20 protein-coding genes are annotated in these 21,731 nt (G+C 67.2%); 17 read left to right on the forward strand and 3 right to left on the reverse strand.

The annotated features are described in order from the left end of the window. Positions 1–6 precede the first annotated feature (6 nt). On the forward strand, positions 7–1,428 hold the full coding sequence (locus tag ACIQXM_RS12125; protein WP_400931746.1) for an MFS transporter: 1,422 nt from the start codon (positions 7–9) through the stop codon (positions 1,426–1,428). Further along, a complete protein-coding gene (locus ACIQXM_RS12130) occupies positions 1,425–3,212 on the forward strand; it encodes a DEAD/DEAH box helicase (RefSeq protein WP_400931748.1) in 1,788 nt (595 codons plus the stop codon). The genes ACIQXM_RS12125 and ACIQXM_RS12130 overlap by 4 nt, the downstream gene beginning before the upstream one ends. A 405-nt stretch (positions 3,213–3,617) precedes the next feature. On the opposite strand, the gene ACIQXM_RS12135 is transcribed toward ACIQXM_RS12130, so the two are convergent. Together ACIQXM_RS12135 and ACIQXM_RS12140 are read right to left on the reverse strand one after the other, a co-directional pair. After that, entirely contained in the window at positions 3,618–4,241 is a 624-nt protein-coding gene (locus ACIQXM_RS12135) for a nicotinamidase (RefSeq protein ID WP_400931750.1), read from the reverse strand. Positions 4,242–4,243: 2 nt separating this feature from the next. Next, complete coding sequence (locus tag ACIQXM_RS12140) at positions 4,244–5,569, reverse strand: nicotinate phosphoribosyltransferase (RefSeq protein ID WP_400931752.1); 1,326 nt, start codon at positions 5,567–5,569, stop codon at positions 4,244–4,246. 86 nt (positions 5,570–5,655) lie between these two features. Between ACIQXM_RS12140 and clpS the strand changes: the two genes are divergently transcribed. The 10 genes from clpS to ACIQXM_RS12190 all read left to right on the forward strand — a co-directional run bounded on the left by clpS (position 5,656) and on the right by ACIQXM_RS12190 (position 13,177). Then, a complete protein-coding gene (gene clpS / locus ACIQXM_RS12145) occupies positions 5,656–5,988 on the forward strand; it encodes an ATP-dependent Clp protease adapter ClpS (protein WP_400931754.1) in 333 nt (110 codons plus the stop codon). A gap of 84 nt (positions 5,989–6,072) precedes the next feature. After that, positions 6,073–6,630 (forward strand): DUF2017 domain-containing protein, encoded by a 558-nt coding sequence (locus tag ACIQXM_RS12150; RefSeq protein WP_400931756.1) that lies wholly within the window; start codon positions 6,073–6,075, stop codon positions 6,628–6,630. Positions 6,631–6,719: 89 nt separating this feature from the next. Then, on the forward strand, positions 6,720–7,670 hold the full coding sequence (murI, locus tag ACIQXM_RS12155; RefSeq protein WP_400931758.1) for a glutamate racemase: 951 nt from the start codon (positions 6,720–6,722) through the stop codon (positions 7,668–7,670). After that, positions 7,667–8,518, forward strand: a complete 852-nt coding sequence (locus ACIQXM_RS12160) for an MBL fold metallo-hydrolase (RefSeq protein ID WP_400931760.1) — start codon at positions 7,667–7,669, stop codon at positions 8,516–8,518. Before murI ends, ACIQXM_RS12160 begins: the two co-directional genes overlap by 4 nt. A gap of 110 nt (positions 8,519–8,628) precedes the next feature. Beyond that, positions 8,629–9,225 carry a hypothetical protein gene (locus ACIQXM_RS12165; protein ID WP_400931762.1) on the forward strand — a complete coding sequence of 199 codons (597 nt, stop codon included), beginning with the start codon at positions 8,629–8,631 and terminating at the stop codon, positions 9,223–9,225. Further along, on the forward strand, positions 9,197–9,565 hold the full coding sequence (locus ACIQXM_RS12170; RefSeq protein ID WP_400931764.1) for a hypothetical protein: 369 nt from the start codon (positions 9,197–9,199) through the stop codon (positions 9,563–9,565). Before ACIQXM_RS12165 ends, ACIQXM_RS12170 begins: the two co-directional genes overlap by 29 nt. Before the next feature lie 215 nt (positions 9,566–9,780). After that, complete coding sequence (rph, locus tag ACIQXM_RS12175; protein WP_400931766.1) at positions 9,781–10,575, forward strand: ribonuclease PH; 795 nt, start codon at positions 9,781–9,783, stop codon at positions 10,573–10,575. Further along, positions 10,572–11,204: an RdgB/HAM1 family non-canonical purine NTP pyrophosphatase gene (rdgB, locus tag ACIQXM_RS12180; RefSeq protein ID WP_400931768.1), complete on the forward strand. Its 633-nt coding sequence runs from the start codon at positions 10,572–10,574 to the stop codon at positions 11,202–11,204. The genes rph and rdgB overlap by 4 nt, the downstream gene beginning before the upstream one ends. Positions 11,205–11,353: 149 nt before the next feature. Then, complete coding sequence (locus ACIQXM_RS12185) at positions 11,354–12,079, forward strand: DedA family protein (RefSeq protein ID WP_400931770.1); 726 nt, start codon at positions 11,354–11,356, stop codon at positions 12,077–12,079. Between the two features lie 105 nt (positions 12,080–12,184). Next, positions 12,185–13,177 (forward strand): exonuclease domain-containing protein, encoded by a 993-nt coding sequence (locus ACIQXM_RS12190; protein WP_400931772.1) that lies wholly within the window; start codon positions 12,185–12,187, stop codon positions 13,175–13,177. Here the strand turns inward: ACIQXM_RS12190 and ACIQXM_RS12195 are convergent. After that, positions 13,174–14,292: an ADP-ribosylglycohydrolase family protein gene (locus ACIQXM_RS12195; protein ID WP_400931774.1), complete on the reverse strand. Its 1,119-nt coding sequence runs from the start codon at positions 14,290–14,292 to the stop codon at positions 13,174–13,176. The two genes, ACIQXM_RS12190 and ACIQXM_RS12195, sit on opposite strands and share 4 nt — an antisense overlap. A 113-nt stretch (positions 14,293–14,405) precedes the next feature. Here ACIQXM_RS12195 and ACIQXM_RS12200 point away from each other — a divergent pair, with 113 nt between their 5' ends. From ACIQXM_RS12200 to ACIQXM_RS12220, 5 genes are all read left to right on the forward strand, one after another. Then, positions 14,406–15,404 (forward strand): MIP/aquaporin family protein, encoded by a 999-nt coding sequence (locus ACIQXM_RS12200; RefSeq protein WP_400931776.1) that lies wholly within the window; start codon positions 14,406–14,408, stop codon positions 15,402–15,404. Between the two features lie 150 nt (positions 15,405–15,554). After that, on the forward strand, positions 15,555–16,721 hold the full coding sequence (locus ACIQXM_RS12205; protein ID WP_400931778.1) for an exonuclease SbcCD subunit D: 1,167 nt from the start codon (positions 15,555–15,557) through the stop codon (positions 16,719–16,721). Then, positions 16,718–19,831 (forward strand): AAA family ATPase, encoded by a 3,114-nt coding sequence (locus ACIQXM_RS12210; RefSeq protein ID WP_400931780.1) that lies wholly within the window; start codon positions 16,718–16,720, stop codon positions 19,829–19,831. Before ACIQXM_RS12205 ends, ACIQXM_RS12210 begins: the two co-directional genes overlap by 4 nt. Positions 19,832–19,957: 126 nt before the next feature. Beyond that, a complete protein-coding gene (locus ACIQXM_RS12215; RefSeq protein ID WP_400931782.1) occupies positions 19,958–21,340 on the forward strand; it encodes an MFS transporter in 1,383 nt (460 codons plus the stop codon). 139 nt (positions 21,341–21,479) lie between these two features. Continuing rightward, positions 21,480–21,653 carry a hypothetical protein gene (locus tag ACIQXM_RS12220; protein WP_400931783.1) on the forward strand — a complete coding sequence of 58 codons (174 nt, stop codon included), beginning with the start codon at positions 21,480–21,482 and terminating at the stop codon, positions 21,651–21,653. Positions 21,654–21,731: the final 78 nt, after the last annotated feature.

A 21,731-nucleotide genomic window follows, 5' to 3' on the forward strand; every position in this document is an offset into this window, starting at 1 on the left:
GCAGGCATGAGCGGTTCGGCTGCGCAGCCGCGCCCCGCGGGCGCCATGTCCGCCCCCTACCGCGCGCTGACCCTGGGGATCCTGGCGATCATCACCTGTTCTGCCTTCGAAGCCATGGCGGTAACGACGGCGATGCCCGTGGTGGCGCAGGAGCTTTCAGCAGGTGCCGGGTACGGGCTGGCCTTCTCCATGTTCCTCACGGCATCGTTGCTGGGCACCGTGGTGGCCGGCAGCAGATGTGACCGGGACGGCCCGCTGCCGTCGCTGGGAGCGGGGATGGCACTGATGACCGCCGGGCTGCTGTTGTCCGCCCTGGCCGGTGAGTTCTGGATGGTCACCGCGGGCAGGGCCGTCTCCGGCCTCGGCGGCGGGGCCATGATCGTGGCGGTGTACGTCATCATCGGCGAGATCTATCCTTCAGCGCTGCAGCCCGTGGTGTTCGGCTGGCTGGCGGCCGCCTGGATCCTGCCGTCCATGGTGGGTCCGCTCGCTGCCGGCCTGCTGGCACAGTTCGTGAGCTGGCGCTGGGTCTTTGCTGCAGTCATTCCGATTGTGCTGGCCGCAGGGCTGCTGGTCTGGCCGCGGATCCGCAGACTCGGTCCGCCGGAAAACCCTGCACTGGATGCAGCGGCCGGGCGCCGCCGGGCACTGTGGGGCACCGTTCTGGCGGTTGCCGTGTTCGTTGCCCAGTGGGCGGGCAGTGCCGCTGCCTCCTCGCCGTCGGCCGCCGTGCCGGTCTGGGCCGCTGCCGTGCTGGGGACCGGAGCCGCCGTCGTCGCCGTGATCCGCCTGCTGCCTGCCGGCACTTTGCGCCTGGCCCGCGGGCTGCCCAGCGTGGTTGCCACCCGCGGACTGCTCAGCGCCGGATTCGTGGCGGCTGAAGCCTTCCTGCCGCTGATGCTGCTGGCCGCCTACGGTGTGGACCCCGCCACTGCCGGACTGGCCCTGACCGCAGGAGCGGTAGGCTGGGCTGTAGGTTCCTTCCTGCAGGCACGTGCCTCCGGTCGCCGCCACCGCCTCCTGGTGATTGGCGCAACCATGCTGGCCGCAGCCGTGGGAGGAATCGGGCTGCTAGCCTCACCGGCCGTCCCCTTCTGGGTGATCGTGGCGGTGTGGTCCTTCGCGGGAGCAGCCATGGGCCTGGCCCTCTCCAGTACCTCCGTGATGGTGCTGGCCCTGTCCACTTCCGCGGACCGGGGACGCAACTCCGCGTCCCTCCAAATTTCGGACCAGCTGGGAGCCGTTGCGGGAACCACAGTGGCGGGAATTCTTTTCGCCATCCTGCAGGACCCCGCTGCTTCCGGGCAAACCGGCGTGTTTCGCGTCATGTGGCTTGTTCTGGCCGTTTTCGCGTGCCTGGGGATTGTCTCCGGTGCCCGCAGTGCAATTGTTACCCCAAACACAGGAAAGGTGCCGTTCACAGCGTGAGCCCAGACACCCTCTTCGGCGGACCGGCCCTGCCGCCCGCCTACCCGGAACGAGCCGCGTGGGGCACAGCCCCGAAGCTTCGCCAGTGGCAGGCCGAAGCCCTCGAAAAGTTCTTTGCCGCCGACGCCGATGACTTCCTCGCCGTCGCCACCCCCGGCGCAGGTAAGACCACCTTCGCCCTGCGCGTCGCCACCGAGCTGGTGGACCGCGGGATCGTCAAGCGGATCACCGTCGTCGCGCCGACCGACCACCTCAAACGCCAGTGGGCCGATGCCGCCGCCAAGGTGGGACTGGCACTGGACCCCAACTTCAAGAACGCCGACGGCCGCCACGGCGACGGTTTCATCGGCGTGGCCGTGACCTATGCACAGGTGGCCTCCAAGCCCATGCTGCACCGGGCCAAGACCGAAGCTGCCCGCACCCTCGTGATCCTGGATGAGATCCACCACGGCGGCGATGCCCTGTCCTGGGGCGACGGCATCCGCGAGGCCTTCGAACCGGCCGTCAAGCGGCTGTCCCTGACCGGTACGCCGTTCCGTTCGGACACCGCGGCCATTCCCTTTGTGGAGTATGAGAAGGACCGTGACGGGATCCGCCGCTCCAAGGCGGACTACACCTACGGCTACGGACAGGCACTGAAGGACCACGTGGTGCGTCCGGTGATGTTCATGGCCTACTCCGGCACCATGCGCTGGCGGACCAGCGCCGGCGATGAAATGGCCGCCTCCCTCGGCGAAGCCGCCGTCACCAAGGACATCACCGCCCAGGCCTGGCGCACGGCGCTGAATCCCGCGGGGGAATGGATTCCTGCGGTGCTGGCCGCCGCTGACCGCCGGCTTTCCGAGGTGCGCCGGGCAGTGCCCGACGCCGGCGGGTTGGTGATCGCCACGGACCACGACGACGCGCGTGCCTATGCAGGCCAGCTCAAGAAGATCACCGGCGAGTCACCCACCGTCATCCTCTCCGATGACGCCAAGGCCTCGGACAAGATCGATGAGTTCTCCGCCGGGGACCGCCGCTGGATGGTGGCGGTGCGCATGGTGTCCGAAGGCGTGGACGTTCCGCGCCTGGCCGTGGGCGTGTACGCCACCTCCACAGCGACGCCGCTGTTCTTTGCGCAGGCTGTGGGCCGGTTTGTCCGTGCCCGGAAGCGGGGTGAGACGGCGTCGGTGTTCCTGCCGTCGGTGCCCAACCTGATGGCCCTGGCCAACCAGCTGGAACTGGAACGCGACCACGCCCTGGACCGGCCGGAGAACCACCTTGAGGAAGAAGGGTTCGCGCTGGAGGACAGCCTCATGGAGGCCGCCAACCGCGAGGAAAAAGCCTCCGATTCCCTCACCAAGCAGAAGTTCGAGGCACTGGAATCGCAGGCGTCCTTTGACCGCGTGTTGTTCGACGGCGGCGAGTTCGGGACCGGCGGAGAGCTGGGCAGCGAAGAGGAACAGGACTTCCTGGGAATCCCCGGCCTGCTGGACGCAGATCAGGTGGGCATGCTGCTGCGCCAGCGCCAGCATGAGCAGCAGTCCCGGCGCGGGCGCAAAGCAGCGGCCTCATCCGAGCCCGAGCCTGCCCCCGCGGTCATGGACCACCGCCAGCTCACCGAACTGCGCGGCCAGCTGGCAAAGAATGTGTCCGCATGGGCTGCCCGGTCGGGAATGCCCCACGGCATGGTGCACAGCGAACTGCGCCGTATCTGCGGCGGGCCGCCCGTGGCGCAGGCAAACGAGGAACAGCTCAATCAGCGGCTCAAGAAGCTGCAGGACTGGTTCATCGGGCGCAAGTAGGGGTTTCGCTGGAACCTTCGTGCAGCTGACGGGCCTTGAAGGGTCTGGCGCGGATCCTTCGTGCAGCTGACGGGCCTTCGTGGGTTCGGCGCAGATCCTTCGTGCAGCTGACGGGCCTTCGTGGGTTCGGCGCAGATCCTTCGTGCAGCTGACGGGCTCAAATCCGCAAATTGGGGCCGAATAAGCCCGGCATCTGTACGAGGGATTTTCTGAAGCCCCGTGACCTGCACGAAGGAATCCGGTAGGCAGCTCCGGGGCTCCGGAAGTCGGAGCACCATCCGGCACACCTAAGATGCTCAGCCCCGAATGCAGGCCCCGGAAGACGCAGAAGAGGTGCCGGAGCAACACGCTCCGGCACCTCTTCTGTCTTTGTGTTCTGCTCCGCGTATCCCGCCCGAACCGGTGTTACAGGTCCAGCAGCTCCACGCCGGCGTCCTCGAGCTCGGCCAGGGCCGCCCGGGTGTCCGCGCGGTCAATGCCGGCGCACAGGTCCGGAATGACGTAGGTGTCATAGCCGGCCCCGATGGCGTCCAGTGCGGTGGCCCGGACGCAGTAATCGGTGGCCAGGCCCACGATGACCACCTCGTCGACGTCGTTGTCCCGAAGCCAGTCATCCAGGCTCACCGTTTCGGCGGGGTCCACCGGTGCGGCGGCCGCGTCCAAATCGCCGGTGGGCACCTCATCCTCGGGTGCGAGGACGCCTTCAAAGCCCGAGTAGGCTGCCTCGTACTGTCCCTTGCGGAAGAAGGCATCAATGTGTTCGGTGTCCAGATCCGGATGCAGACTGGCACCGGTCGTGCCGGCGACGCAGTGCACCGGCCAGGACTCCTTGTAATCGGGAGTGTCGGAGAAGTGGGCGCCGGGCTCGATGTGCCAGTCCTGGGTGGCGGCGACGACGTCGTAGCGGCCCAGCGTCGTCTCGATGTAGTCGGTGATTTCGGACGCTGTGTCGGCTCCGCCGGAAACGGCGAGGGAACCCCCTTCACAGAAGTCGTTCTGGACGTCTACAACAATCAGGGCACGCGTCATTCTTACTCCTCGTATTCAGTGGGGATCACCGGTTCGCCGCGCTGCAGGCGGTTCACCGAACTGGGAAGTTCTGCCAGGGAGGCGGCATGGCGCTTGGCCGCCCGCTCCACGGCTCCGGCCCCGGTCCAGCCGGGAAGGATTTCACCGTCCGCAACAAACTGCTCCAGCAGCGGCCGGTCATTGCCGTCATCCACCGGGCGGTGGCCAATGCCAATGACCTCCGCTGTGGCGGTTCCGCGCTCGTTGAGCCGGCGCAGCGCGTACTTGCGTCCGCCCCGCGAGGCTTTGTTCTTGGCGGCCTTGGCCACGGAGACAAACTCGTGGTCGTCCCCTTCCCTGCTGACCAGCTTGTAGACCATGCCGGCAGTGGGTGCGCCGGAACCGGTCACCAGCGACGTCCCAACACCATAGGCGTCCACGGGAGCGGAGGCCAGGGCCGCAATGGCGTACTCGTCCAGATCGGAGGTCACCATGATGCGGGTTTCCGTGTTCCCCAGATCATCAAGGAGTTCGCGGACCCACCGTGCCTGCGCCACCAGGTCGCCGGAATCCAGCCGCACGCCGCCCAGCTTCTGCCCGGCGACGGCGACGGCGTTGCGCACGCCGGTTTCGACGTCGTACGTGTCCACCAGCAGCGAGGTGTTGGCACCGAGCGAGTCCACCTGCGCCTGGAAGGCGGCCTGCTCCGTGTCATGCAGCAGCGTGAAGGAATGCGCTGCGGTGCCTACCGTCTTCAATCCGTAGCGCCGGCCGGCCTCCAGATTGGAGGTGCTGTCGAAACCGGCAATGATGGCGGCACGTGCTGCAGCCACGGCTGCTTCCTCATGCGTGCGGCGCGATCCCATCTCGATGCAGGGGCGCCCGCCGGCGGCAGAAACCATGCGGGACGCCGCGGAGGCGATGGCACTGTCATGGTTCAGCACGGACAGGAACAGGGTCTCCAGGATGCAGGCCTCGGCGAAGCTGGACTCCACGGTGAGAATGGGCGAATTGGGGAAGTACGCCTCGCCCTCGGCATAGCCGAAAATGTTGCCGGAGAACCGGAAATCGGCCAGCCACTCGAGAGTGCGTGCGTCCACCACGGAGGTGCGCCCCAGGAACTCCAGCTGCTCATCGTCGAACCTGAAGGCCGCGAGGGCTTCGAGGATTCGGCCGGTTCCGGCCACGACGCCGTAGCGGCGTCCGTCCGGCAGCCTGCGGCCGAAGACCTCGAAGACTGAACGGCGGGAGGCGGTGCCCGAGTGCAGGGCAGCCTGCAGCATGGTCAATTCGTAATGGTCGGTATAGAGGGCGGCATTCGGCTGGCGCCACACGGTAGGACTGTTCACAGTCAAAACTCTATCCCCCGTTCGCTTATTGAGTAGAAGGCATCCGCTGGCGGTTCGGGAACCTCGTCCAACCTACAATTGGACTCATGACTTTGAGCACTGCAGCCGGCGCTGTGCTGGGCACGTCGCCCGGCACCGATACCCTCGAGCGCACCGGGACGGAGTCCCTGGTGGACAATGACGTGCCCTGGGTGGTCATTGTGTGGAATGACCCCGTCAACCTGATGAGCTACGTCAGCTACGTGTTCCGCAGCTATTTCGGCTACTCGGAAGCCAAGGCCAACAAGCTCATGCTGGAAGTCCACGAGCAGGGAAAGTCCGTGGTGGCAGCCGGCTCGCGGGAATCAGCGGAGCGCGACACGACGGCGATGCATTCCTTTGGGCTCTGGGCCACCTTCCAGAAGACGGACGAGCCGTAGGCCGCACCGCCGGCCCGGCATTCCAGCACCGAGCAGCACCAATGCGCAGCACAGACCGGCCCCTGGCCGGCGGATAGGACAAACGTGGCAACCGGATTCAAGGTCACCCGCAAGGGAATCTCAGCATCGCTGGAGGCGGGGGAGCGGGAGCTGCTGCGCAGCCTTTTTGCCGATGTGCTCGGGATGCTGGAGCCGGATACCCCTGCGGACACCGACCCGCTCGCCGCGATGGTGGGGTTGGACACCAGTGCACGTGTCCCGTCAGACTCCGCACTGCGCCGGCTGCTGCCGGACGGCGTGGTGGGCGACGACGACGAAGCCCTCGAATTCCGCCGCCTGACCGAGCGCTCGCTGCGGGAGAGCAAGACCGGTGCGCTGCGCGCATCTGCTCTGCTCCTGGAATCCAAGCCGCTGCTGCTGAACCCCGAACAGGCCCAGTATTTTGCCCGTGCACTCAACGATGTACGGCTGGTCCTCGCAGACCGGCTGGAACTGGAAACGGACGAAGATGCCGAGCGCCTGCACGGCATCACGGACCCGTCGAAGGCCCAGGACGTGGACGGTTACCTGGCCCTCGTGTACAACTTTGTCACCTGGCTCCAGGAGACACTCATGCAGGCAATGACCCGCTCCCTGCTGTGATCAAGAGCACTCCGGCCTAAGTGTGCGGCGGGCCGACCGGGGGCTATTGTCGTTACATTATGAGCTCTGACCCGGGTAGTTCCACGCTGATGACCGAATCGCCGAATGCACAGCGCCAGGACGCTCCCATTGGTATTTTCGACTCCGGCGTGGGCGGCCTGACGGTTGCCCGCGCGGTGATCGACCAGCTGCCCAATGAGTCGATTCTTTACGTGGGGGACACCGCCAAGGGGCCGTACGGTCCTCTTCCCATTGCCGAAGTCCGGGCCAATGCGCTGGGCGTGATGGATGAACTGGTGGATTCCGGCGTCAAGCTTTTGGTGATCGCCTGCAACACCGCCTCCGCTGCCGTCCTCCGGGATGCCCGTGAGCGCTACACCCGCCGCTACGGCATCCCCGTCATCGAAGTCATCCAGCCCGCAGTGCGCCGAGCCGTCTCCGCCACGCGCTCCGGCCGCGTGGGCGTGATCGGCACCGAAGCCACCGTTGGGTCGAGGGCTTACAACGACACGTTTGCCGCCGCTCCGCACCTGGAAATCTCCTCCGTCGCCTGCCCGGCCTTCGTGGAATTCGTGGAAGCCGGTGTCACTGCCGGACCCGATCTGCTGGCCACGGCCGAAGAGTACCTGGCCCCGCTGAAGGCTCAGGACGTGGACACCCTGGTCCTGGGCTGCACGCACTACCCGCTGCTGACCGGTGTGATCTCCTACGTCATGGGCGACGGCGTCACGCTGGTTTCCAGCGCCGAAGAAACCGCCAAGGACGTCTACCGCGCACTGATTTCCCACAATCTGCAGCGCACGGCTCAAACCGCTCCGGAGCATCATTTCGTGGCCACCGGGGATTCGACGTCGTTTGAACTGCTGGCGCGGCGCTTCCTCGGCCCCGAAGTCCTCAGCGTCGAGCATGTGGACAACGTGGCCGCCCACTATCCCACCGGCAGCATGGCCCGGATCACTCCGGACATGGTCGCCGCAGACCGCTCCACTCACCGCAACCACGGAAGGCCGCCCGGCGCCCTTCGGAACGGCACCTTATGAAACTGACCATTGTGGGTTGCAGCGGCTCCTTCCCGGGCCCGGCCTCACCTGCCAGCTGCTACCTCGTGACCGCCAACGACGGCGAACGCGACTGGCGCATCCTCCTGGACCTGGGCAACGGCTCCATGGGCGCACTGCAGCGCTACATGGACCTGCGCGACATCGACGCAGTCCTGCTCACACACCTGCATCCGGACCACTGCATGGACCTGTGCGGCCTGCATGTGGCGGTGCACTGGGACCCTGAGGGCTGGAACCGCGACCGCATCGCGGTGTGGGGTCCCAAGGACACTGCGGACCGGATGGCCACGGCCTACGGCCTGCCCGCCGATCCGGGCATGCATGAGGACTTCGAGTTCCAGCACTGGACCAGCCGCGAAGCCGTCACCATCGGGCCGTTCACGGTCACGCCGTACCCGGTCCGGCATCCCGCCGAGGAGGCGTACGCGCTGCGTGTGGAGGCGCCCGGCTTCGACGCGGAGGGCCTCCCCGTAGTGCACACTTTGGCCTACTCGGGGGACACGGACTCCTGCGACGGCTTGGAAGAGGCCGCCCGCGAAAGCGACGTCTTCCTGTGCGAGGCAGCCTTCCACGAAGGCCGCGACGACGCGATTGAAGGGGTGCACCTGACCGGAAAGCGTGCCGGCGCAGCCGCCTCGGCCGCCAGCGCCCGCCGCCTGCTGCTCACCCACCTGCCGGTGTGGAATGACGCGAACGCCTCCGTATCCGAGGCACGGGAAACCTACGCCGGAGACCTCGCAGTGGCCGTCGCCGGCGTCTCCTACGACGTCGGCAGCCCGTTTACCGCGGGACTGGCAGCTACCCGGGGCATCCTGCCCGCGGGCTGACCGCCCCGCAGCGGCCGGCCAGTTGGATCGCGGGGCGGCAGAGAGGGCATGCCCAGTACGTGTGCGGCGCTCACCCGTAGCGGGCAGGACAGCAGCTAGGCTGACCCGCAATGGATGAGGAACAGCTCGAAGAGATCGCCCGTCAGGCTGCGGAACTAGCCCGTGCCGATTCGGCCTGGTGGGAAATCGCCGCTGCCCTGAGCCCATTGGCCGTCCTGATTGGCGCTGGGATTACGTTGTGGATCGGGTTGGCCTCGGTCCGCCGGCAGAGGATCAATGCGGAAAATCAGTCTGAGGATAACCGGGAAGCCATGGCTGAACGCCGCCGGGCCGATGACCGGGCAGAATGGTGGAAGAGGGTTCAGTGGGCCCTGGACGCTTCCCTGTCCGATCAGGTCAAGCGGCAGGACCTTGGATTCAAGATGCTGGATCGGCTCACTGCGGCCGGCAAGGTCGATGATGAGGATCTGACACTGCTGGACCCGGCATGGCGTCCGACGGCAGCATCAAGCGCCGCCCAGGCAGAGGAGACCATGGATACAGCGTCAAGTGCGCTCCATGCCATGGCTGCCCAGGGCATCATAGGCGATGACTACTTGGCGGCGTACCAGCGGGTCATGGACGAGGCAGGCAGGGAAGAGCACAATGGGAACGACGCAGACGACCGAGAGGACGGCAATGAGCGAAGCGCACAAGCTGAGCCGTAATGAGGCAGCTGAATTCTTGGCCGAACTGGGCCGGGATATCTCGGCTGCGCGGTTGCGTGTCTCCCTCGACGGAAAGCTGGGCCGTGAGACCCCGGCTCCGGTGAAGAAGCTTGCCAGCTTGCCTGACCCGCCCTCCATCGACGTGTCGGGAGCAGAGGCTTCACCCGACAGGCAGGCCGCGGCATTCCGCCTGGCCACCGAGGCGGTACTGGAGAAACTGATGGTCGATGTCCCAGTACGGGCGGCAGGTGCCGTGTTGTTTTTCCCCATGGATGATGACGATGAGCCAGTGGTCGCATCCGGTGAAGCCGCGACGATCCGCAGCCGGCTCAAACAGTAGTCAGCTCCGTCGGACAGCCTGAACGTGTGGAGAAAATCGGCCGGTTGCATCTGACGAGGCCTTCCTGTTGGGTGGCCCTGAACAGGCGGCAGCAGATCCGTGTGACGGCACAACTTCAAAGGGATGTGCCCGGCAGGGAAGGCCGCAGGCGGTTATCAGCGACGCAGGGAAGCCGGGGCCCGCGGCTCCGAGGGGCCGGCCGATAGACTGGGCGCATGACTACAGCCGCAAACAGTTCTTCTTCCACGCCCTCCGCAGGCACCGCCGTCGTCCGATCCGACGGCCGCAGCCCCGACCAGCTGCGCGACATCACCATCACCCGCGGCTGGTCCAAGCAGGCCGAAGGGTCCGCGCTGATCGAATTCGGCAACACCAAGGTACTGTGCACGGCGTCCCTGACGGCCGGCGTTCCGCGCTGGCTCAAGGGCGAAGGCAAAGGCTGGGTCACGGCCGAGTACGCCATGCTGCCGCGCGCCACGAACACCCGCAACGCCCGCGAATCCGTGAAGGGCAAGCTGGGCGGCCGCACGCATGAAATTTCCCGGCTGATCGGGCGCTCCCTGCGCTCCATCATCGACACCAAGGCGCTGGGCGAAAACACCATTGTCCTGGACTGCGATGTACTGCAGGCCGACGGCGGCACCCGCACCGCCGCGATCACCGGCGCCTACGTGGCCCTCGCTGACGCCCTCGCCTGGGCCAAGGAGAACAAGCTCATTGCGAAGAACGCCTCGCCGCTGCTGGACACGGTCGCGGCCATCAGCGTGGGCATCATCGACGGGGTGCCCATGCTGGACCTGCCGTACGTGGAAGACGTCCGCGCCGAAACCGATATGAACGTTGTGGTGACCGGATCCGGAAAGTTCGTGGAGGTCCAGGGCACCGCCGAAGGTGCACCGTTTGACCGCGACGAGCTGAACGCCCTCCTCGACCTGGCCCTGCTGGGCACCTCGGAACTGGCTGAGATCCAGCGCCGGACCCTCGGCGAGGCCCTGGCGGAACGGGCATGACCGCCGTCGTTCCCGCGGAGGCCCGCCTGGTCCTGGCCACGCGCAACGCCGGCAAGCTGCGGGAGCTGCGCGAGCTGCTGCGCGGCCGGATCGAGGGGCTCGACGTCGACACGCAGGTGATTGACGCGGCCGCCGCAGGCGTTCCGGACGTCCCCGAAACCGGCGTCACTTTCGAGGCCAACTCGCTGCTGAAGGCGCGCGCGGTCGCTGAGGCGACCGGGCTGGCCGCCATCGCTGATGATTCCGGGCTGGCCGTGGATGTCCTGGGCGGGGCTCCGGGCATCTTCTCCGCCCGCTGGTCCGGCCGGCACGGCGACGACGCCGCCAACCTGGACCTCCTGCTCGCCCAGCTGTCGGATATTGCCGAGGAGCACAGAGGCGCAGCTTTTGTCTGCGCCGCAGCCTTGGCGCTGCCCGGTGGAGCCACCACGGTGGAGCGTGCAGAGCTCCGCGGGACGCTCCTGGCCGCGCCGCGCGGAGACGGGGGATTCGGCTATGACCCCATCCTGCAGCCCGAGGGACTGGACCGCAGCTGTGCCGAGCTGAGCTCCGAGGAGAAAAACGCCATCAGCCACCGCGGGCAGGCCTTCAGGGCGCTGCTGCCCGCCATCGTCGACGCCCTGGCCTGAGTGTCTCAGTGGGAGCCTGCGCGCACCGGCCACCGCGTGCCCGCAGGCTTCCGCCCCTTCTTCCCACAGCAGGGAAGAGGGGCCAAATGGCGCGCCCGGCGGTGCCGGGTTTCCGCCCCAGCCGCTCCTAAGGCAGAATTGAGGGCAATATGACTACACAGATTCTTGCCTCAGTTGCCACCGCCAATTCCGACGGATCGGCGCTGGGAGGGGTCGCCGACTGGGCCGTGAGCGTCATGGAGACCATCGGTGCTCCGGGCGCCGGTTTGGCCATCGCCCTGGAAAACCTCTTTCCGCCGCTGCCCAGCGAGGTCATCCTGCCGCTGGCGGGCTTCACCGCCAGCCAGGGCAACTTTTCCCTCGTCGCGGCCCTGATCTGGACAACGCTGGGTTCCGTTATCGGCGCCTGGGCGCTGTACGGACTCGGTGCCTGGCTTGGCCGGCGCCGCATGCGGGCACTGGTGTCCAAGGTTCCCCTGGTGGACCTTGAGGACGTGGACAAGGTGGAAGCCTGGTTCAACCGCCACGGAGCCAAAGCCGTGTTCTTCGGCCGCATGATTCCCATCTTCCGGAGCCTGATCTCCATTCCCGCCGGCATCGAACGGATGCCCATCTGGAAGTTCCTGGGCCTGACGACCGCAGGCAGCCTCATCTGGAACGCCATCTTCGTCTTTTCCGGCTACTACCTGGGCGAGAGCTGGCACGTGGTGGAGGAATACGCCGGCGTCTTCCAGAAGATCGTCATTGTCGCGTGTGTCCTGGTGGCAGCGTGGTTTGTGATCAGCAAGGTCCGCTCGCACCGCCGCAAGAAGTCGGCCGCGGCGCAGCAGCAGGACCGGCCGGTCCAGCCGGCCGAGCCGGTCGACGGCGAATAGTCCGGACCGGCCTTCACCCTCCGTTTCACCAACACCCCGGCACGTACAAAAACCGCATCACCGCAGCAGTGTCTGCAGGCAGAAATCTAAGGAACCGAACACCGCGTGGGAATTGAATTCACGGCCATTGACTTCGAAACGGCCAACGGATTCCGGGGTTCCCCCTGTTCGGTGGGACTGGTCAAGGTGCGGGACGGCGTCGTCGTCGATGAGGCGTCCTGGCTGATGCGCCCGCCCGCCGGCCACGACTTCTTTGACCGCCGCAACATCCGCATCCACGGCATCGAAGCGGAGATGGTGGCCGGGGCGCCACGCTTCGGCGAGCTGTTTCCGGAGATCGGTGCATTCATCGGCGAGGACCTTTTGGTGGCCCATAACGCCGCCTTTGACATGGGGGTGATCCGCTCCGCTCTGGAGGTCTCCGATCTGCCCGGCCCGGCCTATGACTACACGTGCTCGGTAGTCCACTCCCGCCGGACCTATTCCCTGGTGTCGCACTCGCTGCCGTTCGCGGCCGAGGCAGCCGGGGTGCCGCTGCAGAACCACCACGACGCCGTCGAGGACGCCCGTGCGTGCGCCGGCATCATGCTGGACATTGTGCGCCGCAGCGGTGCGGCGGACATGCCGGAGTTCTTCACGCGGCAGGGCATGGTGCCGTCCCGGCTGCCCGCCTACATCCCCGGTGTGGATGCCCTCTCCAAGGCAACCCGGGCAGCGCTGCAACGCGGAACCGGAACCGAAGCCAAGGCAGCGGCCACCGGCTGGGCGGGGTGGCCGTCCGAGGGGGAGAACCCGGCCCCGAACCCGGCGGCCGATCCGCACCACCCGCTCTACGGGCAGACAGTGGTGTTCAGCGGCAACCTCGGCATGTCCCGTCAGTCGGCCAAGAACCGGGCAGCCGATCTCGGTGCCCGGCCTGCTTCCAACGTCACCCGTGCCACCACCGTACTGGTGATGGGGGACGGTTTTGAGGCCGGGGACCTGCGCAACGGTGTCCTGACGGGCAAGGCCCGCCGGGTCCTGGACCTGCACGGCAAAGGACAGCGCATCGAGGTGCTTTCCGAGCCGGAATTCCTCCAGCTGCTGGGCGGCGTCTAGCCCGCAGTGGCGGCGGTGAACTGCCGCGCCAGCTCCTCGATGACGTCCCGCCCGTCCAGGGCCGCCACCCAGGATGCAGGCAGCGCACCGGTCCCGTAGAGGGTGCCCAGGATGTTTCCGGTGACGGAGCCCGTGGAGTCGCTGTCGCCGTCGTGGTTCACGGACAGAGCCAGAGCAGTCCGGAAGTGCTCCTGCGGCGAGCCTGCCGAAACCGTGGCCAGCGCCGAGTACAGCGCGATGGCCAGCGCTTCTTCAGCCACCCATCCCTCACCCAGCGCGGCCGTCAGTGCCTCCGGGGCAACCGGTCCGGACCGGGCCAGATCCACGGCTGCGGTGAGCCGGGCGGACAGTTCCGGCACCCCGCTGTCCGCGGCCCGGCGCACCGCCTCATCCGCAGCCTCCTGCAGGGAAGCATCCGGTGCGAGCAGGTCATGGATCAGGGCGGAAAAAACAGCTGCGGAATGCAGGGCGGACGGATGCCCATGCGTCAGCGCCGCGGCATCCTCGCTGAGCCGGTACACCATCTCGGACTCCACATAGGGGAGCAGGCCGAAGGGTGCTGAGCGCATCACCGTTCCGCATCCCTTGGAATCCGGGTTGACCGGGCGGAACTTGGTGCCCATATCCGGTCCTGACAAACCGGAGATGCAGGCGTTGCCGGGCGCCCGGCGCTGGTGCAGGACCGTTTGCGAATCAATCCAGCGCAGCGGCGGGCTCGGAGCGCCCGGATCCAGGGGCACTCCCTGTGTCTTCAGCCAGCGCAGGTATGCCAGCCAGATGCAGGCCGTTTCGTCGGCACCCAAACCCTGATTGGCCCATTCCAGCGCCTCCAGCAGTCCGTCCAGCGTGTAGAGGGTCATCTGGGTGTCATCGGAAAACGGAACGGGCGACGGCAGCGCCGCAAAGTCCCGCAGCCCGTCAGGGCCGAAGGCTGCCCGGATCTCGGAGAGTTTGGAAAACTCCACGGCATATCCCAGGGCATCGCCCAGCGCGCCGCCCAGCAGGCAGCCAAGTACTTTGCCTGCCTGCCCATTGGGCGCAAGATGGAAGGATGCCTCGCCGGGTTCCGTAGGGGATGGCTCGGGTGCAGGGAAATTCTCAGGGTTAGGGCTCACCGCTCCAGCATATCGAGGCAGCCCGCGCCGGTGCGTCTCCAGCAACTTCACAGCACGGGATGGAAGGCTGGGGGAGTTTGCCATCACAACTAGGAAGAGGACATCTTTTGTCAATGAATGCTGATCCCGTCTCCGCAGGCGGCGCACGTGCTGCGCACCCTGCCGCCCGAGCCGGACACCGCAGGCCCCTGCACAACTACGGGCTGCTGGGTCGCAGCGCCGCGGAGTGCATCGGTTCCTTCCTGCTGGTCTTTGCAACGGCCGCTGCCATCTTCAGCTCCACCGGCGGCGTCTCGGCGCCCCTGGCTGTCGGACTGGCCGCCGCCGCCGGCATGGTGGCCTTCGGCTACGTCTCCGGGGGCCACTTCAACCCCGCCGTCAGCCTGGGCAGCGCCGCAGCCGGCCGCACGTCATGGAAGGTTCTTCCCGTCTACGTAGTGGCACAGCTTATCGGTGCGCTCCTGGCCTTCCTGATCCTGTGGGTGGTGTTCCAGGGTGTCCCGCCCGAAATTGCACAGCCCTCGGACATCTTCAACGCGCTTGCCAACGGCTACGGCCCCGACTACCAGCTTGGTCTTCCGCTGGCCAGCGCCCTGCTCGCAGAGGTAGTGGGCTCCGCACTGCTGGTGGCCGTGTTCCTCGGCGCCTCCAAGGGCCGGATCCCCGCCGTTTCGGCCGCATTCGCCGTGGGCGTGACCTACGCCGTCCTGCTGACCTTCCTGGCCCCGATCACCGGCGGTTCCCTCAACCCGGCGCGTTCAACGGCCGCGGCACTCTTTGCCGGCACCGACGCCCTGGAACAGCTGTGGCTCTTCTGGGTGGCACCGATCCTGGGCGCGCTGATCACCGGCCTGATCTACCGCAGCATCGACCTGACGGTTTCCGCCCGTGAGCGCACGGGTGACGACGCCGAGATCGAAACCGAAGCCGATCACGCCGATCACGCAGCAGACACTGCACCTGCCGCCGCTGCCTCCGCTCCCGCAGCCCCTGCCGGCACCTCCGCTCCCGCGGCGCCGCGCGTGGTCTCACCCGAGAAGAAGGACGACGCCCGCGGGTTCTTTGACGACGGCGACGACGACGGCGACCGTCCGGGCAGCGCCAAGGCCTAGCAAATACCCTGGCCCGGGCCGCCAGCCAGGCACCGGCGTCGAGCATTACACCGCCCGCCCCCTTCCGCAGCAGGACCCGCGGAAGGGGGTGGGCGTTCTCATGTTCCCGGTGGCCGGGGAGTGTCGGTGCCTCGGGGTAGTTTTGTTGGTATGCGATTACTGCACACTTCCGACTGGCATTTGGGCCGCTCCTTCCATGGCGTGGGGATGCTCGGCGCCCAGCAGCAGTTCATCGACCGCCTAGTGGAGACAGTCCGTGAGAAGGACGTGGATGCCGTCCTGATCGCCGGTGACGTGTACGACCGCGCGCTGCCCGGAGTCGACGTCGTGCGCCTGCTCGACTCGGCCCTGGAACGCATCACGGCCGCGGGAGCCAAGGTCATCCTCTCCAGCGGCAACCACGACTCCGCGGCCAGGCTGGGCTTCGGCAGCAAAATCTTCGAGCGCGGAGGCGTCTACCTGCGGACCCGGATCAGCGAGATCGCGGAACCGGTCCTGCTGTCGCAGGACGGCGGTGCTCCCGTGGCCGTCTACGGCATTGCCTATCTTGAGCCGCGGCTGGCCGCCCCGGAGCTCGGCGTTGACGTTCCGCACCATGCCAGTGTGGTGGGCGAGGCCGTCCGCCGGATCCGGGCGGATGTTGAGCGCCGGGCTGCGGAGGGGCAGCCGGTCATCCCCGTGGCGATGGCCCATGTCTTTGCCAGCGGCGGCATCACCTCGGACAGCGAACGTGACCTGACGGTAGGCGGTGTCGGTGCTGTTCCCCTGGACCTCTTTGACGACTTTGCCTACACCGCGCTGGGGCATCTGCACGGGCGGCAGGAACTGAGCCCCTCCGTCCGTTACAGCGGTTCTCCGCTGCCGTATTCCTTCTCCGAAGCGCGGCAGCAAAAGGGCGGGCTGCTGGTGGAATTCGACGGCGGCGGGCTGGCATCTGTGGAACCGGTCCTCTGGCCGGCGCCTCGCCGGCTCGCCGTGCTCAAGGGGACGCTGGAGCACCTGCTCGCCGATCCGGGGCTCACCGACGCTGAAGACGCCTACTGCCAGGTCACGCTCACCGACGACGAGCGGCCGGCAAAAGCCATGGAACGGCTGCGCACCCGCTTCCCGGACACCCTCGTGCTCACGTTCGAGCCGGCGTCGGGCCCGCGGACCGCCACCCAGACCTACAGCCAGCGGCTGGCGCGGGCCACTGATGATCTGGACATCTGCTGTGGCTTCCTGGACCACGTGCGGTCCCGCCGCGCCGATGAACAGGAGAAACAGCTCTTCGCCGAGGTCCTGTCCAAAGTCCAGTCAGCGGAGGCGGCCCAGTGAGGATCCACCGGCTTGAAATACAGGCGTTCGGTCCGTTTGCCGACCGCCAGGTCATCGATTTCGATGAACTCGGAGCACACGGGCTCTTTCTCCTCAACGGCCCCACCGGAGCAGGAAAAACCAGCATCCTGGATGCCATCTGTTATGCCCTGTACGGATCCGTTCCCGGTGCCCGGCAAACCTCCAAGCGGTTGCGCAGTGACCACGCCGCCCCGGACGCCGTGCCGGAAGTCCTGTGCGAATTCAGTTCCGGCGACCGCCGCTTTGAAGTGGTGCGCAATCCCGCGTGGAACCGGCCGGCCAAGCGCGGCACCGGAAAAACGGTGCTCGAACAGGCCAAAACCACGCTCCGCGAGTTTGTGAACGGGGAATGGATCCAGAAGACTGCCCGCAATGATGAGGCAGGTGCGGAGATCCAGGCCCTCATGGGCATGGACAAGGAGCAGTTCACCCGCGTGGTGATGCTGCCGCAGGGCGATTTTGCCGCCTTCCTGCGAGCTGATGCACTCACCCGGGCCGCCCTGCTGCAGAAACTGTTTGGCACCACGCGGTTCGAGAATATTGAGGCGCAGCTGCGGGATGACCTCGCTGCCGCCGCCAGTGAGCTGGACGCCGCCCGGGCCGAGAGCGAGCACGTGCTGCGCAGGGCACGCGATGAAATGGACAGGTGGGCGGGCAGCGGCGAGGACGGAGAAGCTTCTGCCGATGCCGATGCCGATCTGCTGCCCGATCCGGCAGGGGATGCCGCAGCAGCCGACATTGGATCCGTGGAAGAATTCCGCCGCCGGCTGGCGGAACGCACCGCGCAGGAAAGGGAAAAGCACACCGCCCTGGAAGCGGCGCTTCGGGACGCCGAGGGCCTGCGGCAGGACGTGGAGCACCGCCGTACCCGCGGCATTGCACGTGAACAGCTCGAACACGATGAACAGGCCCACCTCCGGCACCGCGAAGAAGTGGAGCCGGTGCGCCAGGCCTTGGCCCGCCACCTGCAGGCAGAGGTGCTCAGCGGCTATGTCCGGGCTGTCGACACGGCTCAGGAACGGCTGGAAAGCCGGGAACGCGCTGCGGAGCAGGCCTGTCAGGACCTGGCCGGACATCCGTTGGCGGCTGGTTTTGGCATCAGGCAGGAAACGGCTGCAGACAACGATCCGGCGCGGGAAGCCCTGCTGCCGGTGCTGTTGGCCGCTGACGCCCGCCTGACCAGCGAACGCGGATCAGCGGAAGCCGCACTGGCCGAGGAACAGCGTATAGGCAAGCTCGAAGCGGATTGTGCGGATGCCTCTACACGGGCTGCAGCAAGCCGTGCTGCAGCGGGGGCTGCGGAAGCTGCCGCCGGGGAGCTTCGCACCGAAGAAGACGGCCTTGCCCGGGAGCTGGAAACCCTGCGCGAACAGGCCGCCAATCAGGAACCAGCACGCAGGGAGCTGGAACAGGCCCGCTCCCTCGCCCGCGCCATCGAAGAGTTCAGCGAAGCGTCCCGGGCAGCAGCGGCGTCCGAAGCCGAGGCAGCACGGCTGCGCGGCGCCTACCAGGACCGGCGCCAGGAATGGCAGGACAAGCTCCAGCGCCGGCTGGAGCAGGCAGCAGCTGAACTGGCCGGACGGCTTGTTGACGGACAGGGATGCCCGGTCTGCGGAAGCGCCGAGCACCCCGCACCTGCAACCCTGCCTGACGGGGAGAGCGCCGTCACCAAAGAGGACGAGGACAAGGCCCGCCAGGGAACCGAAACCGCGGAGAAGGAGTTCGAGGCTGCGCGGCTGCAGGCAGACCGGGACAGCCGCCGGGTTGCCGAGCTTAAGGCCCAGGGCGGTGACGGCGACGCCGGTGCTGCCACGGCCCGCGAAGAAGCAGCCGGCGAGGAACTCGCCGCGGCTGCAGCGGCCGCCGGCAAGCTGGCCGAGGCAACGGCCCGACGCGCCGAGCTGTCCCGGCAGCTCGAGCAGCTCACCGAAGATGAATCTTCCGCGCTGCTTGCCGCAGCGCAGGCCGATGAGCAGCGACTGTCAGCTGAACGGCAGATCGAACAGCTCAGCGGCCGGGTGGAAGCTGCCCGGGACGGCTTCGCTTCCCTGCGTGAGCGGGTTGACTGCCTGTCTGAACTGCACCTCCTGCTGACGGCCGCTCGCGGCAGCCTGGCGGAGCTGCAGACAGCACGGGAAAACGAGGCTGCAGCCCGCGGGGATCTCGCGGCCAGGCTTCTCGGATCGGACTTCGCCACGGTGCAGGATGTGCGTGATGCCCTCCTGGATTCCGCAGCTGCCGCTGATTTTCAGCTCACCGTGGCCCGATACGACGAGGAAGGGCAGCGGCTTGCCCTGCGCCGTGAGGGCGAGGACGTGTCCGCGTCACTGGACGGACACGGGGAACCGCTCCCGGTTCCCGAAGAGGAAGACGTGGTCCTGGCATCCGAGGCAGCTGCGGCGGCACGGGCGCAACTGACCCGGTGCTCGGTGCGGCTGGGTCTCCTTGAAGCCTCCACCCAGGCGCTGGAGTCCTACAGCCGTGAGCTGGCCGGCGCCGCGGAACGCATCCAGCCCCTGGAGCAGAGGCATGAGCTTCTCCGTTCAGTGGCTGACACCGCGCGGGGTCTTGGGGAGAACGGCTACAAGATGACGCTGAGCACCTACGTGCTCGCCGCCCGGTTGGAACAGGTTGCGGCGGCAGCCACCGAACGGCTCTCCGCCATGACCGGCGGACGCTACGCCCTGGTGCACAGCGACTCCACGTCGGGCAACAGGAAAGCGGGCCTGGGGCTGCACGTCACGGATGCCTGGACCGGTCAGCACCGGGACACGTCAACCCTGTCCGGCGGCGAGAGCTTCATGGCCTCCCTGGCACTGGCCCTCGGCCTGGCTGACGTGGTCCAGCAGGAGGCCGGCGGGGTCAGCATCGAGACACTGTTTGTGGACGAGGGCTTCGGGAGCCTGGACGACGCCTCCCTGGAACAGGTGATGGACGCGCTGGAGGGACTGCGCGACGGCGGCCGCGTGGTGGGGCTGGTGAGCCACGTGGCGGAAATGAAACAGCGGATCGGTGCCCAGCTGCAGATCTCCAAGGGTCGCAACGGATCCACCGTGCGCTTCACTGCGGGAGACCCGGTGGGGGTTTAACCGCGGTTCGGCGGGCGGGCTCCGGAACTCGATCGGCACCACGGATAAAGGGTAAGGTTGCTGGGTAGCCGGGTTGGGCGCATCGGGAGGGGGGACGATGCGCGATGCAACGTATCTGGATATCGCATGAACAATCAACAAACCCCCATTTCTGCCTCTTCCCGCCCACCGCAGCCGCAGGATCCCCGGGAGCCGCATCCGCAGGAGCCGGGCCAGGCTGCCGCAGGCACCGCCGGCCGTTACGCGCGGATCTTTGCGCTCGCAGGCCGTGGTTTCATTCCGGTCGCCTTCCTTGCCCGGCTTCCCCTGGCCATGCTGACGGTGGGCGCCCTGACCCTGGTCACCAGCGTCACCGGTTCCTACGCCACCGGCGGACTGGCGGCCGGCGCCGTCGGCATCGGTTCGGCCCTTGGTGCTCCAATCCTCGGCTTTGCGGCAGACCGCGTGGGTCAGCGTCCGATTCTGCTGTCCGCTGCCATCGTGAACCCGCTGGCCACGGCACTGGTGCTCTACATGGCCTACCTTCTGTCCGACGGTTCCAGCGCGGCCGGAATCCTGGCGGCAGCGTTCCTCATGGGGGCCACCTGCCCGCAGGTCGGTCCGCTGGCCCGCGTGCGCTGGATGTCCATGACGTCTCGGCGTCCTGCCGGCCCCGCCACCGGCACCGAAGGTGCCCGGGACCTGGATACCGCCATGTCTTACGAAGGAACGGCGGACGAACTGAGCTTCGTTCTCGGCCCGGCTCTCGTCGGCCTGCTGGCTGCCGCCGTCGCACCCTGGCTTCCGCTGGCGCTCGCTGCCGTCCTGACACTGACCATGGTTGCCGCCTTCGCCGTGCACCCCACGGTGAAAACGGTCATTCCGGCCCGCGCCGCCAAGGCCGCCCGGAGTGCCGCAGCGGCCTCCGGCCAGCCGGAACCGGCGGCAACCGCAGAGCCGCGTGCCGATTGGCTGCTGATCGCCCTTCCCGTGCTGGGCATGGTGGCCATGGGAACGTTCTTCGGGGGAACCCAGACCAGCCTCACTGCCTTCGGCGGTGTCTTTGGCATCTCCTCTGCAGCCGGTCTGCTGTACGCGGTCATGGGCATCAGTTCCGCAGCCGCAGCACTGTCGGTGGCCTTCTGGCCGGAGCGGTTCGGTCCGGCGGCACGGTGGATGGCTGCCGCGGCTGCCATGACGGCGTTCTCCGTGCTCCTGCTGTTCCCCACCAACATTCCCACCATGCTGGCAGCACTGTTTATCCTGGGCATTCCGGTGGGTCCCACCATGGTGAGCATCTTCGGCATTGGTGCCGTGGTTGCCCCCGGCCACCTGATGGGAACCGTCATGACCATGCTGGCCAGCGGCGTCGTCACCGGAACCGCCCTCGGTGCGGCCCTGGCCGGGCGGCTGGCGGACAGCCACGGGCATCAGGCAGCATTCCTGGTAACCGTGGGAGCGGCTGCTGCGCTGCTGCTCCTGAGCCTGTGCACCAGGTGGGCCGTTGCTGCCCGCCGCCGTCGCGCCTAGGCATCCGGGGATACGGAACAAGCCCCCCGGCAGCGGCGGCAAATCCGCGTCAGCTGTCGGCGGGGTGAACAGGTGGCTTAGTATCGAAGGTAAGCGCCGGAACAATCGGCGGGAGCCGCAGCGGATGAGGAGACCCACCATGGGCAGCGAAAAGAACGCCAACGAGAGTTCCTCGAAGGACGGCGAGAAGACCACCGGACCCGAGGGGACCATTCCCGACACTGAAGACGGTGTGGCCGCCGCGTCCACCGATGAAGCCTCGAACTTTGAGCCCGAGGAAGACCAGGAGTCTGCTGAGGGCGGATCCAAGTAACGCTTGGTAACCCATAGAAGCGGAGCCGGCAGCACATCAGCCGGAACGCAAAAGCCCGGACCGGAGAGTTTCTTCCGG

The sequence above is a fragment of the Arthrobacter sp. NPDC097144 genome (assembly GCF_044762205.1).
Taxonomy (GTDB): Bacteria; Actinomycetota; Actinomycetes; order Actinomycetales; family Micrococcaceae; genus Arthrobacter_B.

What these genes read in the sequence shown, in the direction of transcription:
- ACIQXM_RS12125 (WP_400931746.1), top strand. Translation starts at nt 7, where the DNA reads ATGAGCGGTTCGGCTGCGCAGCCGCGCCCCGCGGGCGCCATGTCCGCC.
- ACIQXM_RS12135 (WP_400931750.1), bottom strand. Translation starts at nt 4,241, where the DNA reads ATGACGCGTGCCCTGATTGTTGTAGACGTCCAGAACGACTTCTGTGAA.
- clpS (WP_400931754.1), top strand. Translation starts at nt 5,656, where the DNA reads ATGACTTTGAGCACTGCAGCCGGCGCTGTGCTGGGCACGTCGCCCGGC.
- murI (WP_400931758.1), top strand. Translation starts at nt 6,720, where the DNA reads ATGACCGAATCGCCGAATGCACAGCGCCAGGACGCTCCCATTGGTATT.
- ACIQXM_RS12160 (WP_400931760.1), top strand. Translation starts at nt 7,667, where the DNA reads ATGAAACTGACCATTGTGGGTTGCAGCGGCTCCTTCCCGGGCCCGGCC.
- ACIQXM_RS12165 (WP_400931762.1), top strand. Translation starts at nt 8,629, where the DNA reads ATGGATGAGGAACAGCTCGAAGAGATCGCCCGTCAGGCTGCGGAACTA.
- ACIQXM_RS12170 (WP_400931764.1), top strand. Translation starts at nt 9,197, where the DNA reads ATGAGCGAAGCGCACAAGCTGAGCCGTAATGAGGCAGCTGAATTCTTG.
- rph (WP_400931766.1), top strand. Translation starts at nt 9,781, where the DNA reads ATGACTACAGCCGCAAACAGTTCTTCTTCCACGCCCTCCGCAGGCACC.
- rdgB (WP_400931768.1), top strand. Translation starts at nt 10,572, where the DNA reads ATGACCGCCGTCGTTCCCGCGGAGGCCCGCCTGGTCCTGGCCACGCGC.
- ACIQXM_RS12185 (WP_400931770.1), top strand. Translation starts at nt 11,354, where the DNA reads ATGACTACACAGATTCTTGCCTCAGTTGCCACCGCCAATTCCGACGGA.
- ACIQXM_RS12200 (WP_400931776.1), top strand. Translation starts at nt 14,406, where the DNA reads ATGAATGCTGATCCCGTCTCCGCAGGCGGCGCACGTGCTGCGCACCCT.
- ACIQXM_RS12205 (WP_400931778.1), top strand. Translation starts at nt 15,555, where the DNA reads ATGCGATTACTGCACACTTCCGACTGGCATTTGGGCCGCTCCTTCCAT.
- ACIQXM_RS12215 (WP_400931782.1), top strand. Translation starts at nt 19,958, where the DNA reads ATGAACAATCAACAAACCCCCATTTCTGCCTCTTCCCGCCCACCGCAG.
- ACIQXM_RS12220 (WP_400931783.1), top strand. Translation starts at nt 21,480, where the DNA reads ATGGGCAGCGAAAAGAACGCCAACGAGAGTTCCTCGAAGGACGGCGAG.